16 protein-coding genes are annotated in these 14775 nt (G+C 68.9%); 12 read left to right on the top strand and 4 right to left on the bottom strand.

All coding sequences use genetic code 11. The features are described 5' to 3' along the window. Positions 1–12: 12 nt before the first annotated feature. Both AB0C27_RS34180 and AB0C27_RS34175 read left to right on the top strand, forming a co-directional pair. Positions 13–807, top strand: coding sequence for a phytanoyl-CoA dioxygenase family protein (locus AB0C27_RS34180; protein WP_357852609.1), 795 nt, complete (start codon positions 13–15; stop codon positions 805–807). Between the two features lie 142 nt (positions 808–949). Next, entirely contained in the window at positions 950–1570 is a 621-nt protein-coding gene (locus AB0C27_RS34175; protein WP_357852606.1) for a hypothetical protein, read from the top strand. A 54-nt stretch (positions 1571–1624) separates the two neighbouring features. On the opposite strand, the gene AB0C27_RS34170 is transcribed toward AB0C27_RS34175, so the two are convergent. Further along, positions 1625–1837 (bottom strand): hypothetical protein, encoded by a 213-nt coding sequence (locus tag AB0C27_RS34170; RefSeq protein ID WP_357852603.1) that lies wholly within the window; start codon positions 1835–1837, stop codon positions 1625–1627. 59 nt (positions 1838–1896) lie between these two features. Between AB0C27_RS34170 and AB0C27_RS34165 the strand changes: the two genes are divergently transcribed. Then, positions 1897–3894, top strand: a complete 1998-nt coding sequence (locus AB0C27_RS34165) for a hypothetical protein (RefSeq protein ID WP_357852600.1) — start codon at positions 1897–1899, stop codon at positions 3892–3894. A 38-nt stretch (positions 3895–3932) separates the two neighbouring features. Here AB0C27_RS34165 and AB0C27_RS34160 read toward each other — a convergent pair whose 3' ends face one another. The 3 genes from AB0C27_RS34160 to AB0C27_RS34150 all read right to left on the bottom strand — a co-directional run bounded on the left by AB0C27_RS34160 (position 3933) and on the right by AB0C27_RS34150 (position 6265). Next, positions 3933–4706, bottom strand: a complete 774-nt coding sequence (locus AB0C27_RS34160) for a maleylpyruvate isomerase family mycothiol-dependent enzyme (protein WP_357852597.1) — start codon at positions 4704–4706, stop codon at positions 3933–3935. Between the two features lie 181 nt (positions 4707–4887). Continuing rightward, positions 4888–5820: a fructosamine kinase family protein gene (locus tag AB0C27_RS34155; RefSeq protein ID WP_357852594.1), complete on the bottom strand. Its 933-nt coding sequence runs from the start codon at positions 5818–5820 to the stop codon at positions 4888–4890. A gap of 184 nt (positions 5821–6004) precedes the next feature. Continuing rightward, entirely contained in the window at positions 6005–6265 is a 261-nt protein-coding gene (locus tag AB0C27_RS34150; RefSeq protein WP_357852591.1) for an NmrA family NAD(P)-binding protein, read from the bottom strand. Positions 6266–6580: 315 nt separating this feature from the next. Here AB0C27_RS34150 and AB0C27_RS34145 point away from each other — a divergent pair, with 315 nt between their 5' ends. From AB0C27_RS34145 to AB0C27_RS34105, 9 genes are all read left to right on the top strand, one after another. Continuing rightward, positions 6581–8311, top strand: coding sequence for an FAD-dependent oxidoreductase (locus tag AB0C27_RS34145; protein ID WP_357852588.1), 1731 nt, complete (start codon positions 6581–6583; stop codon positions 8309–8311). Positions 8312–8446: 135 nt separating this feature from the next. After that, positions 8447–8677, top strand: coding sequence for a hypothetical protein (locus tag AB0C27_RS34140; protein ID WP_357852585.1), 231 nt, complete (start codon positions 8447–8449; stop codon positions 8675–8677). Further along, entirely contained in the window at positions 8661–9680 is a 1020-nt protein-coding gene (locus AB0C27_RS34135) for a ferritin-like protein (protein WP_357852582.1), read from the top strand. The genes AB0C27_RS34140 and AB0C27_RS34135 overlap by 17 nt, the downstream gene beginning before the upstream one ends. Positions 9681–9705: 25 nt before the next feature. Continuing rightward, positions 9706–9843, top strand: a complete 138-nt coding sequence (locus tag AB0C27_RS34130; protein WP_357852579.1) for a hypothetical protein — start codon at positions 9706–9708, stop codon at positions 9841–9843. A 135-nt stretch (positions 9844–9978) separates the two neighbouring features. Then, complete coding sequence (locus tag AB0C27_RS34125) at positions 9979–10068, top strand: winged helix-turn-helix domain-containing protein (protein ID WP_357853476.1); 90 nt, start codon at positions 9979–9981, stop codon at positions 10066–10068. A 235-nt stretch (positions 10069–10303) separates the two neighbouring features. After that, positions 10304–10846, top strand: a complete 543-nt coding sequence (locus AB0C27_RS34120) for an integrase core domain-containing protein (protein WP_357852576.1) — start codon at positions 10304–10306, stop codon at positions 10844–10846. A 261-nt stretch (positions 10847–11107) separates the two neighbouring features. After that, positions 11108–11524, top strand: a complete 417-nt coding sequence (locus AB0C27_RS34115) for a hypothetical protein (protein ID WP_357852573.1) — start codon at positions 11108–11110, stop codon at positions 11522–11524. Positions 11525–11725: 201 nt separating this feature from the next. Beyond that, a complete protein-coding gene (locus tag AB0C27_RS34110; protein ID WP_357852570.1) occupies positions 11726–12139 on the top strand; it encodes a DUF4279 domain-containing protein in 414 nt (137 codons plus the stop codon). Positions 12140–12630: 491 nt separating this feature from the next. Continuing rightward, positions 12631–14370, top strand: a complete 1740-nt coding sequence (locus tag AB0C27_RS34105) for an IS1634 family transposase (protein ID WP_357852568.1) — start codon at positions 12631–12633, stop codon at positions 14368–14370. Positions 14371–14775: the final 405 nt, after the last annotated feature.

Genomic DNA, 14775 nt, shown 5'->3' with positions numbered 1-14775 from the left:
TGGAGGTCAGCGATGACGACGACCACGAACGAGCACCCCGTCAGCGACATCGGCGCAGACGGCCGGGTATCGGAGGACCTGGTGGCGGCCTACCGCGAGCACGGTTTCGTCCGAGTACGCGGCGTCCTCGAACCCGACCGGATCGAGCGCTTCCGAGCCGGCGCGGCGGCGTTCCTGGAGGCCCATCGCGCGGAGAGCCTGGAGCGGCAGGGCGTCTTCAGCCAGCTCGTCAACGTCTGGCAACGCGAGCGCACGCTGCGGGAGCTCACGTTCGACCGCCGGCTCGGCCGGATCGCCGAACAGCTCGCCGGCTTCCCGCTCCGGCTCTGGCACGACCAGATGCTGGTCAAGGAGCCGCACAACAACGCCGCCACGGAGTTCCACCAGGACCGCCCGTACTGGCCGCACACGGGTGACCGGCTCCCGCTGTCGGCGTGGATCGCGCTGGTCGACGTCCCGCCGGAGCGGGGCTGCATGACCTTCCTGCCCGGTACCCAGGACCGCACCGGCCTGCGCCCGCAGGACCTCCACCAGGAGGAGGACCTGTTCGAGATGGACCCGTCGCTCCGCTGGATCCCCCGCGTCACCGTGCCCCTCCGGGCCGGCGACTGCACCTTCCACAGCGGCTACACCGGCCACATGGCGCTGCCCAACCGTACGGACCAGGCCCGGTTCGCGCACGTCATCATCTATATGGACGAGGCGACCCGCTACGGCGGAACCGGTCACGTCGTGACCGATCCCCTCGAACTCACCACGGGCGACCGCCTGGACGGCGACACTTTCCCGCGCCCCTGGGCCGAGTAGCCCGGCCGGCAGCGCTCCAGGCGGATCGAGACTTGACCTGCGACTACCTTCCGATTGCGATTGATTACCCATGGTGACACGATGTGGCGTCGTGATCTGAGCACGCATTTTTCTGAGCCCCTTTTCGCGGAGGAGGTGCGGTGTGCTGACGGGATCCGCTTCCCGCGGGCTGCCGCAGTGGTCGCGTCAGCGCAGCCCGGGACTCGCCGCGCTCGCCGTGTTGCTGGTGCTCGGCGGTGCGCTGGCCACGACTCTGCTGGTGATGCGCGCGGAAGAGCGTAGATCGGTCATCCGCGTCACCGGGCGGGTCGCCGCCGGTCAGCCCTTCACCAGCGGCGTGCTGCAGGAGGCGCGGATCGCCGACGACGGAGCCGCGTACTGGCCCTGGTCCCAGCGTGATCAGGTAGCGAGGGCCGTGGCGACGGTCACGGTGCTGCCGGGCACGCTGCTCATCCGGCCGATGGTCGCGGGCGGAGCGGTCGCGGGGAGGCCGGTCAGGCTGGGGCTGTCGCTCAAGCCGGATCAGGCCCCTTACGACCTGCAACGAGGGGAACGGGTGCAACTCATCCACATCCCCGGCCGCAGGAGCGGCGCCGACGGGCCGGTAGTGGTCGCGGAGGAGGCGGTGATCGACAGCGTGAGCTACAGATCCGGCTCAGCCGATCAGGCCACGGTCATCGTCGACAGTATCGTGGCGCCCATGGTCGCGGCCCACGCCGTCAGCGGCGAAATCGCCATCGCCGCCATACGCGCCCAACCCTGACAACGGAGAGTGGCGGCGAGGCATGACCCGGCGTTGACCGGGTCACCGAGCGCTTCACTCGGTGCGGCCCGGCGAACCGCCTGTGGCACCTGTGGCCTCTGTGGCGCCTGTGGCGACAACCGCCCAGCCCGCCGCCATCGTGGCGCCCACGAGCAGAGCCAGCGCACCCAGCGTCTGTCCATCGGGATGAATCAGCGCCTGGCCACGCACCGCCTGCCACGTCACCAGGACGATCAGACCCGCGTACGCCACGGCGGCCACGATCACCAGACCCTCGCCGAGCGAGGAGCGAGACGGCGACCCCGGAGTGATGGGAGGCTTGGACGGTGCGTACCTGGTTCGAGCCCGAAGAGGCCGAGGAGTTCGAGGCCGCCAAGGACCTGCTGATCCGGCGGTGTGTCACCTGGGCGGAGGAGCATGGGCATCCGGTCGATGGCCTGCTGCTGTCCGCCGCCGTCGACGCGCGGCACGAGAGCCGTGACGGCCGGCTGGCGTACTGGGACGGTAGGGGCATCAGGTTCTTCCTGCTGCGGTACGTGCCGTACAAGGTGACGGCCTCGCGGGAGGAGCTCGACCTCGCCCCGGAGGTGCTGCGCACGTACCTGCGCTATCTCGACGTGACGGGCCTTCGCGACCCGCGCGGCGCCACGCTCGCGGAGGCGGAGGAGATCATTGATGGGGCGCGGGCGGAGTACGCCGCCGCGCTCGACGATCCCACGCTGCGGGGGGTGGCGACGTTCTGGGCGTACACGGCTCTCGATCAGGGCGTCGATCTCACCGTTCCTGGGGCGTTCGAGCGGTTCAGGCGCGATCTCGACGCCGGACGCGTTCCGTATGACGAGCAGGCGCTCGACAAGATCATGCAGAACCGCTTCGTGAACGGCGGCATCGATGAGGAACGCGCCTTCCCCCAGCCGCCTGTCTCCCTGCCACCCGCCACCGCGCTGACGGAGGCCGCCGCGCGCAGCCGGACCGTCCAGCGGCTCATCACGCTGGCCGATTGGGTGGGCAAAGACGGCCGCGCCCTCACCGACGCGGGCAACCTCCGCGTCGCCGACGCCTTTGAGGTGTCGGCCCTGCTGGGCACCGGCGAGGACCGGCTGCGCGTCCGCAGCGCCACCGATCTGCCGCAGCTCAACCTGCTGCTCGCCTGGGCCAGGAAGCTGCGCCTGACCCGCACCGCCAAGGGCCGGCTCCTCCGCGTGGCCAAAGCGGCACCCCTGCTGCGCGACCCGGAGGCGCTGTGGCGGCGCGCGTTCGAGGTGCTGCCGGAGCTGGGCCGGGAGGTCACCGTGCCCGTCGCGACGCGGCGGCCAGAACCCATCCTGGCCGAGGTCTTCGACGAGATCCTGCCGGACGTGCTCAACACCATGTACGGGCTGGACGAGATGCCGATGGTCCGGCTCGAAGAGACGGTGTGGCTGGCCTGCCAGGAGTACTTCGTTCTCGATCAGGAGGACGAACGCCTGCGCGATCTCTGGCGTCGCGAGGCCGCCCGGGACCTGGGGCGCATGTTCGAGGTCTTGTCCGACCTCGGGGCCGTGGAGCTCACCCGCGGCCCCGCCGACCCCCTCTACGCGAGCGACCTCGACCACGACGACCAGCCCTTGCCGCCGGACGCGGTCGAACGCCTGCGCGCCGCCCTCGCCGAGCCTGAGCTCGCGCTGGCCCGCCTCACCCCGCTCGGCGTGCGCGGCGTCCGAGACCGCCTCCTCACCGAGGGCCGCGACGCTCCCCTCATCGGCGAACTGGCCACCGCCCCGCCGGCCGGGCTGCTGGGGGTGCTCGCCCAGCACTATCCGCCGGAGGACGCCGTCGCGGAGCTCCAGGGGTGGCTGGCCCGGCCGGGGCAGGACGTCGAGATGTTGCTACAGGCCGTGCGGGACTGCCCGTTCCGTACGCGGGCGGGGGCGATGCTGCGCGTGCTGGCCGACGCCCTTCCCGAACGGCGGCTGCCGCATGCCCTACGCCACGACCCGGTCCTCGGGCCCACTGCGTGGACGCAGCTCATCGAGGCCGGAGAGATGAGCCACGGGTCGTTGAGTGAGCAGGAGAACCTGCTGGTGGGGACCGAGAACTTCCTGTCGGTGCTGGAGCTCGCGGGGCCGATGGGGCTGGTGGAGCAGCTCAAGAGGATGGGGGGCGGGGACGCGTCCGAGTTCTTGGAGGCGATCCTGGCGTCGGGGCACCCTGATGTCGTGGGCTTGCGGGAGCTGCGTGGGCTGGTGGCCGAGCCGCTCCGCAAGACCGCTCGACACCCGCTCCGCCTCGTCCCCACCCGGCCACCAGGAGCCCGGGGCCGCCGGAAGAAGCGCAAACACTGACCTCGCTCCTTGACCCGCGCGACATGGCTCGGAGCGTTCTACGCGTTCGGGTCCCAGCCTGCGAGCAGTTCCATCGGCTCGGTGTCGCCGGTGGTCTCCAGGCCGTCGAGCGGGCGGCGCTCATAGAAGTAGAGGACCAGTTCGCTCGCCGCACCTCGCATCGCCATGTCGCCCGGCTCCGCGTCGGCGGCGAGGTCGTCGCAGCGGACGCCGTCGGCGTCGAGGGTCAGGCGCCAGGAGCGGCCCTCGGCCGCGTGCAGGTCGATGGTCGCCGGCTTGAACGGCCAGGGGACGGACGTCGCCGCGACGGTCGTCAGGAACTCGTCGACACCCTCGACCGCGACGTCCGCCGGCAGCGGCTGCGCTGCCCCCTGGGTGAGCTGGACGTCGTAGGTGTGGACGGCGATCTCCTGAATCTGGTGCCGGGCCACGGCCCCGCTGGTCTCCGGGGCCTGCGAGCGGCCCCACCAGGTCCAGCAGCCGCGATCCGGGCCGGCCGCACGCATCGCGTCGAGCATGAGCTCGGTCGACTCGGCGAGCCAGGCGTCCAGGGCTTCGCGATCGCGGGGCGCGGTCGGGGCACCCTTCGGGTCCGTCCTCGCCGGGGGCTCAGCGCCTGGGCCCGCCGCGACGATGGCGGCCTGGCGGCGACGGCCGTCACCGAGGTGCTGCGCCAGTTCGCGCAGCGTCCAGCCCGGGCAGGTCGGGACCTGGACGTCGAGGTCGGGGGCGGACGCGATCGCGGCGCGGAACGCGGCCGAACGGTCTTCGATCAGCCGCAGGACCTCGGGGAACTTCAAGATGTTTTGCACGTCGGTTGTGTATCACGCCGCTCCGGCCGCCACGTACCTGGCCGCGGTGGTACGCGCCACACCCTGGTGGTCATGAGCCCGGACCCGACCGGCAAGGGCCGCGTGTCATCGTCAACGGGCGCTGTCCGGGGCGGCTGGTGGTGGTGTCGAATTCGGGTGCGGGGCCTGGTTCGTGACGGCCTCATGGCGCTTTCCGGTGGGCTGGCGTGGTGGGCGCTGCGGGTGGGGCAGTGGCTCCGGGCCGGTGCCGGAACGGGGCGAGGGTGGCGCGGACGATGTCGGCGGCGCCCCAGTCAGGATCAAATTGGGCGATCACGGCCAGGTGCTGGCGTAGTTGAAGGATCGGCATGCGTTCGCGCCAGTCGCGATCGAGTCCGGTCAGCTCGGCGTACAGCTCGAAGAACACGTGCGCCTCGGGTGGCGGTGCCGTCGTCCACAGGTGGGCCAGGTCGACTTCGGCCCATGTGTACGACACGGCCGGGTCGATGAGCGCGGGCCGCCCGTCGGGGGTGGCCATGACGTTCAGCGCCCACAGGTCGCCGTGTGTCAGGCACGCGGGCTTGACTGGCAGCAGCTCGGGCAGCCGGCCGCACAGCCGCTCGAGTGCCGCTCGGTCCGCGGCGTCGAGCGCTTCCCGGACGCGACGTTCGCCGAGCCAGCGCAGCAGGCGATGCTGAGCGAAGAACTCGTGCCCGTCGTCGTTCCAGGTGTTGACCTGCCGGCGACGGCCTAGCCAGTTGTCGCGGTGCCAGCCGAAGCGGGGGTTGGGCGTGGTGGTGTGCAGGTGGGCGAGTGCATGGGCGAGCTGCTCCCAGAAGGACCCGGTTTCCGGCCGGGGCTGCAGCGTGGACAGCACGAGCAGGTCGCGGTCCGCCAGAATGATCTCGGGAGTGGCGACGCCGCCTGCGTCACGCAGTACGGTGAGCCCTTCGGCCTCCGCGGCGAAGACGTCGCTCGAGGGCGGCTCGCCGAACGCCTTGACGAACACCGATGTGCCGTCACCGCGGCGCGCGAGCCCCGCGGTCGCGGCGAGGCCTCCGGTGACCGGCTCGACCGCGGCGATGTCGGTCAAGCCCACCGCGTGCAGGCGTTCGAGCAAGAAGGACGTGGGCATGAAGTCATCCTGCCTGGTTCGTGGCCGACGATGTTGAGCACGCCGTTGGCGTCCTTGTCCAGCGCCGCGGCGACGGCCATAGCCGTGTCGTCGGCGTGAGTGAAGGAGAACACCGCGGTCCCACCACTGAAGATCGGCACCTTGCCCGCCCGGACCTGGCGTACGAACGAACCTCCCGCGACGTTCACCCGGAGGCGACCACGCGCGGGGAAGGGACGGGCGCCGTCGAACGCCTCGCGCAGGCTGCCCTCGTTGTCGAGCTCGGCCCTGACCTGACGACCTCGACCCCGAGCGCGGCCAGCTCCCTGGCCCGCGCCGAACCCGGGTTCCGGGTCAGGGCTCGCGCGGCGAACCGCCCGCCGCGGCCGTCGAGGATCGCGCGGACCAGCCCGCCTCCTTGCGCTCCGGTCGCGCCCACCACGGCGATGATCTGCTGCTCGCTCACAGAAACGGTCCCTCATGTGTTCAGGTTGATGTATCAACCGCCGACTTCGAGGTCCCGGTCCGGCTCAAGGAGTCGGAGCGGCGGGAGACGCCCGTCGCGGAGGTGGCCGCCGCGACCCAGTGGGAGAAGAGCCGCATTGTGATCACCCTCCCGCGCCAGGGCCTGGCCGTCACAGCCGCCCAGTCCGGCGACCTGGCCGAGCCGGAAGAAGTGCTCGCCGCCGACATCGTCCGCTGAGTTCGATCGCTGTTGCGGCGATCTGTCACAAATCACGACGCCGTCCGGTCTTTCAGGTGACGTAACTGAAGGAGCATCATGTACGCGTCAGAGAGCAGAATCGCCACATCCGTCCTGGTCATCGGGACCGGAGGGGCCGGGCTGCGGGCGGCCATCGAACTCGCCGAGCGCGGGGTGGACGTCCTCGCGGTCGGCAAACGACCGAAGGCGGACGCACACACCTCGCTCGCGGCAGGCGGCGTCAACGCGGCCCTCGCCACGATGGACCCCGAGGACACCTGGCAGCAGCACGCGGCCGACACTCTCAAGGAGAGTTACCTGCTGGCCAACCCCGAGACGGTGCGCATCGTCACCGAGGGGGCCGCGCGTGGCATCGAGGACCTCGTGCGGTACGGCATGCCGTTCGCACGCGAGCAGGACGGGCGGATCTCCCAGCGCTTCTTCGGCGCCCACACCTTCCGGCGCACCTCGTACGCGGGGGACTACACCGGACTCGAGATCCAGCGCACGCTGATCAACCGGGCGGCCCAGCTCGACGTCCGCGTCCTCGACACGGTGTACATCACGCGGATCCTCGTACGCGACAACGCGGTCTTCGGCGCGTACGGGTTCGACCTGACCGACGGCAGCCACTACGTCATCCATGCCGATGCGGTGATCCTGGCCGCGGGCGGCCACACCCGGATCTGGCGGCGCACCTCCTCTCGGCGTGATGAGAACACCGGAGACTCCTTCCGCCTGGCCGTCCTGGCCGGAGGTCGCATCCGCGACCCCGAGCTGGTGCAGTTCCACCCCTCTGGTCTCATCGCGCCGGAGAACGCGGCGGGCACGCTCGTCTCCGAGGCGGCACGAGGCGAGGGCGGGGTCCTGCGCAACGGGCTCGGCGAGCGGTTCATGTCCCGGTATGACCCGGAGCGGATGGAGTTGTCGACGCGCGACCGGATCGCGCTGGCCGCGTACACAGAGATCAAGGAAGGCCGCGGGACCCCGGACGGCGGCGTGTGGCTGGACGTGTCACATCTGCCGCGCGAGACGATCATGACGCGGCTGCCTCGCGTCTACCAGACGCTCCTGGAATTGCAGATGCTCGACATCACCAAGAAGCCGATCGAGGTCGCGCCGACCGCGCACTACTCGATGGGCGGCGTCTGGGTACGCCCCGAAGACCACGGCACGGGCGTCGACGGCCTGTACGCGATCGGGGAGGCGGCCAGCGGCCTGCACGGCGCCAACCGCCTGGGCGGCAACTCCCTCATCGAGCTCCTCGTCTTCGGCCGCATCGTCGGTCAGGCGGCGGCGGAGTATTCCGCGGGTCTCGACGCGCAGCGCCGCTCTGCCGAGGCGCTCGCCGCGGCGCGCGAGGAAGTGGACGAGCTCCTGTCCGCCGACGGCCCGGAGAACGTGCGCTCGCTGCAGCGAGCGCTCCGCGACATCATGACGGAGCACGCCGGAGTGGTACGCGACGAGGACGGCCTGCGCAAAGGCCTCGCCGAGCTGGCCGCGGTCGAAGCGCGCATCAGCGGGATGGGCGTGCACCCGGACATCGCCGGCTTCCAGGACCTGGCCCACGCCTTCGACCTGAAGTCCGCGGTGCTCGCCGCGCGCGCGACCATCGAAACCGCGATCGAGCGCCGCGAGACCCGCGGCTGCCACAACCGCTCCGACTACCCGGAACTCGACCCCGCGCTGCAGGTCAACCTCGTGTGGTCCGGCCCCGGATCGGTGGAGCGGGAGAGCATCCCGCCGATTCCAGCCGAGCTCGCGGCACTCATGCGCGAGGTCTCAACCGAGGGAAAACTCGTTGAATAGCCGGATCTGTCACAAAAGCCGAGGCTGCCCTGTCTTGGCTGGCGATCGGATCACGAGGGCGCGGGAGCCCGCGGGTCGGGGTCCGGACAGCCCTGATCGAGCCGATGCCGGCCGACTACATCCCATGGAGGAGACATGAGCACCTCGAACGGTGAGAACGAGTTCCTGTACGAGCTCCACATCGAGATCGAGGAGGAGCTGATCATCGCCGAGGCCAGCCACGCGGAGGACGAGGTGGGGCAGCCGATCACCGAGTGGCTGTACGACCCGACGGACGTCGAGCGCGAGAAGATCGCTCTGCGGGGGCTGCGCGACGCGGTCGAGGTGCTGGAGGACGGCGGGCGGCCGGGTGACGACGTTGCCTGAGCCGCGGATCGGCACGCTTGGCAGCCTGCGTGAGCATCTGCAGTGGGCGATCGAGCTGGAGCATGCGACGTTGCCGCCGTACTTGACGGCGTTGTATTCGCTGGATCCGGAGCGTAATGCGGCGGCTGTGGAGGTGGTGAGCGGCGTCTTCGTGGAGGAGATGCTGCATCTGGCGCTGGCGGCGAATCTGCTCAACGCCGTTGGTGGTAGGCCGCGTCTGGACATGCCGGAGATGTTGCCTTCGCATCCGCGCAAGCTGCCTCACGGTGATCTGGAGGTGTCGCTGGTGCCGTTCGGTGCGGAGGCGCTGGAGATGTTTCTGCGCCTGGAACAGCCCGCGCCGCTCGACGCACCACCGGAGGACGACGATTACGAGACCATCGGACAGTTCTACGCCGCGATCGAGCAGGGGTTGCGCTACTTGTGCGAAACGCTCGGCGAGAAGGAGGTGTTCTGCGGCGACCCGGCCCGGCAGGTGAGCGGCACCCACTTCCGCCACACCGCCGGATCGTTGTTCGCCGTCGAGGATCTGGAGTCCGCGCTCGGCGCGCTGAAGGAGATCGTCGAGCAGGGGGAGGGCAACGCCCGCGGCGAGGTCTGGGACGGTGATCAGGACGTCCTCCACCCCGAACGGGAAGAGGTCGCCCACTACTACCGCTTTCAGGAGCTCAAGCTCGGCCGCCGCTACCAGCGGGGCGACACCCCGAGAACCGGCCCGACCGGCGAGAAGGTCGGTGTCGACCCGGACGGCGTGCTGCCGATGACACCCAACCCACGGCCCGCCGAGCCGGGAAGTGCCGTACGGGCGGCGCAGGATCTGTTCGACACCACCTACAGCACCCTGCTGAACCTGCTGGAGCAGGCATTCAACGGCGACCCGAAGAGGCTCACGGACGCCACCCGCACCATGTTCACGCTCAGAGCCCAGGCGCGGGCCCTGATGGCGCTGCCCGGCGGCGCCGGTCCCACCTTCGCCTACGTGCCTCGCGAAGCACGTATATAGGTTGAATGCCTAGTGTCTTCAAGTCGTGACGGATAGCGCTCGGCGCGCGGGCAAAGAGGTGGGGTACACACCCGCAGAACAGGAGCGGCGCGGCCGTCTACGGCTGCAAGCGCTGCTGTCCAAGGGGTTGGTCCCGAAGGAGAAGCTGTCGGCCCAGCAGTGAGAGCGGCTGGAGGCCGAGCTGCGGCGCGGCCCGCTGGCCTTGGGGATACGAAGAGAACCAGCGCTGGACCCTGACCCGAGTCAAGACGCTGATCGGCCGGCTGTTCCATATCGGCTACCCCATTGAGGGGGCGAGCTGCTGCATCGTCACGGCTGGTCGGTTCAGGTCACGGCGCGGCGGGCTCTGGAGCGAGATGAGGAGGCCATCGTTGCTTGGAAGGAGTAGGTGCGGCATATGGTAAAGCACCCCGGCGGACCTGGGCGCCTACGTGTGTTTCGAGGACGAGCCCGGGCGAGGCCTGAGGCCGCCGAATGGACGCACCTGAGCGCCGGTGGGGCCCGTCCGGTGACGGTTCGCGGTAGGGGCTCCGGCCGGGTCAACTGGCCGGCCAGCTCCCTGCCTGCCTCGTCCGGATCATCAAACGCAAGATGAAGAAGGTGCCTGGCCGAGCTGCCTGTCGATGGCCAGTCGATGTGTGGAGCGATTCGATCAGGGCGGGCGAAACGCCAACGAACTACGCCGCCTGCACGTGCGGCAGGAGAACTTCACCCCCAACCACCCCATCACTTGCAGCAAAGTCGAACGCTTCCAGCAGACCACGAAGAACCGGCTCCGCGCGCAGCCCGGCCAACCGGCCACCCCGGCCGACCTGCAGGCGCTTCTCGACCGCTTCTGCGACGTCTGCAACCACCACCGCCCGCACCGATCCCTGCCGCACCGCGCCACCCCGGCAGCCATCTACGCCGCCTCGCCCAAGGCCCTGCCCGCCCGCAGCCACGACGCCGAGCTGACCACCGACCCCACCCGCGACTACCAGCCTCAGGTAAACCCCAACAATTGGAGTTCCCCTAATGGGACCCTGGCGACGGCGACGACGGATACCGCACCCCCCGCAACAACCAGACCCAGAACAAGGCGTTCAACGACGCGATCAAGGACGCCGAGCAGCAGATCGGCCGTTCACTCACGAAGGCGGAGCGCAGGCGTGTGCACAACGCGATAACCAAGAAGGGTACGGCTACCACGAGATCGTGGACGAGGTCATCGGAATGTTCGGCGACGGCAACTGCTGACCACCGTCGAGACGCGCCCATCCGCCCCACCTGGAGCCCATAGGATTGCCCATCCACAGTGCAGCGCCAGTGCCAGAGCCGTTCGGAGGGCCACTCTGTTTTCCGATCCGCCTCAGTATCATGATCGTCTGGAGGAACGTCTCCGCACTCTCCTGGGGCTGCACGCGATCGGCGTCGGGCGGGCGCTGAACATGGGGATCATCGAATTCGACCCCGCACCGTCGGACGCATTGACAGACGACAGGTGGAGCGCCTTCGCGCTCCACCTCCAATGCCCCTTCCGAATCACCTACCAGAGCCGAGTGATCCTCGGCTCCGCAGATCTCGCCTGGCGCGAAAGCGAAGTCCGCGACACCGGCAAGCCCGACAGCGAACGAACCATGTACGACTTCATAACGGACCGCCTCGATGTCACCTTCGCGGAACTACAACCCACCGTAACCACGGTGCGAATATCCCCCTTCGGCGACCTCCGCGTCGAACTGGCCCAGGAATTCACCGTGGAGGCATTCCCCGTCAGCTCCGGCCGTGCCGAGGCATGGCGTTTCCTACAAAGAAACGGCGAACACGTAGTGTTTCCACCCGAAGAGCCGGCCCACGGCCAATGAACTTCTCCCCAGGGTCCGACATACCACCGCAAACGCTGGACATCGACGCGACTCAAGCAGAACGAACCGTCCTGTCACCCCACCTTTCACAACGGCCAACACCGTCCGACTGTGCTCTTGCTTGTCGTCCTTCCAGTGCGCCGCGCGCCCCGGAAGGGTGGCAAGGTCAAGATCAAGTCGTCGTACAAGTGGAAGTAGCGCATGTTCAACGTGTACCTGCGCCTGGTCGCCGATGACGGTGACCCGGAATCGGTGACCCGGGCGCTCGGTGTCGCACCCGATGAGTCCACCCGGCACGGCCGTCCGTCCCCTAGGACGGGCAGGCCGTACGGGTTCAGTTCATGGACCCTCGCACTCGGCCGGCAGGTGGGGTCGGACCAGTTGGAGGAGGTGTTTGGCAGGCTGATGGCGTGGGGCGGCCGGGGTGCGCAAACGTTGCGCGATCTCGCCGGCGACCGGGGCTGGGAGGCGACGTTGATCGTGGTGCAGGAGTTCCGCGACGCTGAGGAGCCCCGGGAGAAGGGCATCTCGATGGGCGCGCACCTCATCGGCTGGCTGGCGGCGGCGCGGGCCGGTGTCGAGGTCGATCAATACCTCATGCTTCCGCCGGAGTGAGCTTGATCGACACGCCCGGATTCACCACCTGACCTGGGAAATGCCTCCAAGATCATCCCGTGCATGTCCCCTGATCATGGTCTTACGGCCGCATGCGAGCACCGTCGGCTGCCTATCAAGGTCCGGAAAGCAAAAGACCTGCGGCTGTAAAACCGCAGGTCAGGGGGTCATAAATGGCGATCTAGGTGAGTGCCCCCGGCAGGATTCGAGCCTGCAGCACCCGCTTTAGGAGAGAGGAGGCTGCCCAGCCTGTTCAGACGGGTTGAGCTGGGTAAATATTGTGCGAGGCGTGTGGGGCATGCAAGATCATCCCGCAAATATCCCCGGCTCCGATTCCCGAGTTCCGCAGTTCGCGGGCACATGAGGCTTGATCGTCTGGTGTTGCTGCTGGTCGGCTGGGTTGTGGATAACTTTCCGGGCGCGAAAGTGTGGGCACACGACCGTTAGCGATTCTGCTGCGCGGGCTGGGCTATGTGCGGAATGATGCGGGCATGTATCTGCGGAAGACGCAGCGACGCAACGGCGACGGCAGCGTGGTCCGGTATCTGCAACTGGCCAACAACCGGCGCATCAACGGCACCACCCAGGCCGAGGTGCTGGTCAACCTGGGCCGCGAGGACAAGCTGGATGTCGCGGCGCTGCGCCGGCTGGTCGCCTCGATCAACCGCTACCTCGGCGACGAGGACGACGTCACCCTGCCGCTCGGGGCCGAGGCCGGGCCGCTGCAGGTCGAGGCAGCCCGCCCGTACGGGGCGATCTGGCTGCTGGATGAGCTGTGGCACCGGTTGGAGGTCGACACGGCGCTGGCGAAGGTGCTGGGCCCGCGCCGGTTCCGCACCGACATCGAGCGCGTGCTGTTCGCGCTGGTGGCCAACCGCGCCATCGCGCCGTCCTCCAAGCTCGCGGCCGCCGACTGGGTGAGTCACACGGCGGCCGTACCCGGCCTGCCGGCGATGGACGACGACCAGGCCTATCGGGCGATGGACCTGCTGGTGTCCGCCGATGCCCGCGGCGAGGTGTCGCGCAGCGTGTTCTTCGCGGTGGCCAACCTGCTCAACCTGGAGGTGGACCTGATCCTGTTCGACTCCACCTCCACCTACTTCGAGCGCGACGGCGAGCCGGCCCCCGACGACGACGGCGCGGTGGGGTTGCGCCGGTTCGGACACTCCAAGGACCACCGCAAGGATCTGCCGCAAATCGTCATCGGGCTGGCCGTCACCCGCGAAGGCATCCCGGTGCGCTGCTGGGTCTGGCCCAGCAACACCAGCGACATGACCGTGATCGAGCAGATCAAGGACGACCTGCGGGACTGGCGGCTGGGCCGGGTGATCACCGTGGTCGACTCCGGCTTCTCCTCCAAGGAGAACATGGCCTACCTGCAACGCGCCGGCGGCCACTACATCTGCGGCGTCAAGATGCGCGACGGCTCGCAACAGGCCCGGGAGGCGATGTCCCGCCAGGGCCGCTACCTGCAGGTCCGTGACAACCTACGGGTCAAGGAGGTCCGGCTCGCCGCAGACCCAGGACGGCGGTGGATCATCTGCCACAACCCAGTCGAGGCCGAGCGGGATCTGGCCCGCCGCACACAGCAGCTGGAGACGATCACAGCGGAGCTGGACCGGATCGCCGCCGCTCGCGCCGCCGACGCTGCCAAGGCGAAAACCGCAGCCGCCCAGCAGGGCAAGAAGAAGGCTCCCAAGCCGATGGATGCGCCGCACCGCAAGGCCGAGTGCGCCCTACGTGACCACCCGTCGTTAGGCCGGTGGCTCAAGCAGCATCCCACGACCGGCCGGCTGTCCATCGACGCCACCAAGGTCAAGGCCGAGGCCAACTACGACGGCAAGTACCTGATCGCCACCAGCGACCCGGATCTGAGCCCCGGAGATATCGCCGTGGGTTACAAGAACCTGCTCCAGGCGGAGGCGGCCTTCCGCACCGTGAAGACGACCTTGGACCTTCGGCCCGTCTACCATCGCCTGGACGAGCGGATCATCGCTCATGTGCTGTTGTGCTGGCTGGCGCTGCTGCTCATCCGCGTGGCCGAGCGCCGCACCGGGCAGAGCTGGCCCGTCATCAACCGCGAGCTGGGACGCGTGCATCAGGTCACCCTGTCCGGTCCCGCCGGACGGCTCCGGCAGACCACCCGCCTCACACCCGCCCAGGCTCAGCTGTTCAAGGACTCCGACGTCGCAATGCCACCAAAGATGAGCGGTCTCGAACCCACCGAATAAGCCCTGAGCAGGGGAAACGCTCCGCAGAGGCGTAGGCACACGCCGCTGGTGCCACCTCACGCCCGTTTCCCCAGGTCAATCCGCAAAATCCGAGCCCTCGTCTGCCCACCAACTGCGGAACTCGGGCGATTGAGAGGACCTCCCCCACCACGGCGGCACGGTGGATGACTGCCCGCAAGTGGGTCGGCCAGTGGTCACTGGGTAGCGACTGTCGGCACTTTTCTGTTGGGCGATGACTTCCACGTGTCCACCAGTCACGAGTATGTCTGGCTCCGGCGCGTCGGCGATGCAGGACGGGCTGGCCACGAGTTCGGTGAGCGCTGTCCTGAGCACGGTGGCGGCTGGTTGTTCGACGGTGGGCGGGAGACCTGTGGTGACGGAGTTGGTTGATGTGTGAGGTCATGG

The sequence above is a fragment of the Nonomuraea sp. NPDC048882 genome (assembly GCF_040649755.1).
Lineage (GTDB): Bacteria > Actinomycetota > Actinomycetes > Streptosporangiales > Streptosporangiaceae > Nonomuraea > Nonomuraea maheshkhaliensis.
Note: the sequence above shows the minus strand (reverse complement) of the source record. Positions and strands in the feature narration are given on the sequence as shown.

Bases quoted from the DNA above. Each gene is read 5' to 3' on its own strand.
- AB0C27_RS34115 (WP_357852573.1), top strand. From the start codon at position 11,108: ATGGGGATCATCGAATTCGACCCCGCACCGTCGGACGCATTGACAGAC.
- AB0C27_RS34155 (WP_357852594.1), bottom strand. From the start codon at position 5,820: ATGCCCACGTCCTTCTTGCTCGAACGCCTGCACGCGGTGGGCTTGACC.
- AB0C27_RS34145 (WP_357852588.1), top strand. From the start codon at position 6,581: ATGTACGCGTCAGAGAGCAGAATCGCCACATCCGTCCTGGTCATCGGG.
- AB0C27_RS34180 (WP_357852609.1), top strand. From the start codon at position 13: ATGACGACGACCACGAACGAGCACCCCGTCAGCGACATCGGCGCAGAC.
- AB0C27_RS34105 (WP_357852568.1), top strand. From the start codon at position 12,631: ATGTATCTGCGGAAGACGCAGCGACGCAACGGCGACGGCAGCGTGGTC.
- AB0C27_RS34140 (WP_357852585.1), top strand. From the start codon at position 8,447: ATGAGCACCTCGAACGGTGAGAACGAGTTCCTGTACGAGCTCCACATC.
- AB0C27_RS34110 (WP_357852570.1), top strand. From the start codon at position 11,726: ATGTTCAACGTGTACCTGCGCCTGGTCGCCGATGACGGTGACCCGGAA.
- AB0C27_RS34120 (WP_357852576.1), top strand. From the start codon at position 10,304: ATGGCCAGTCGATGTGTGGAGCGATTCGATCAGGGCGGGCGAAACGCC.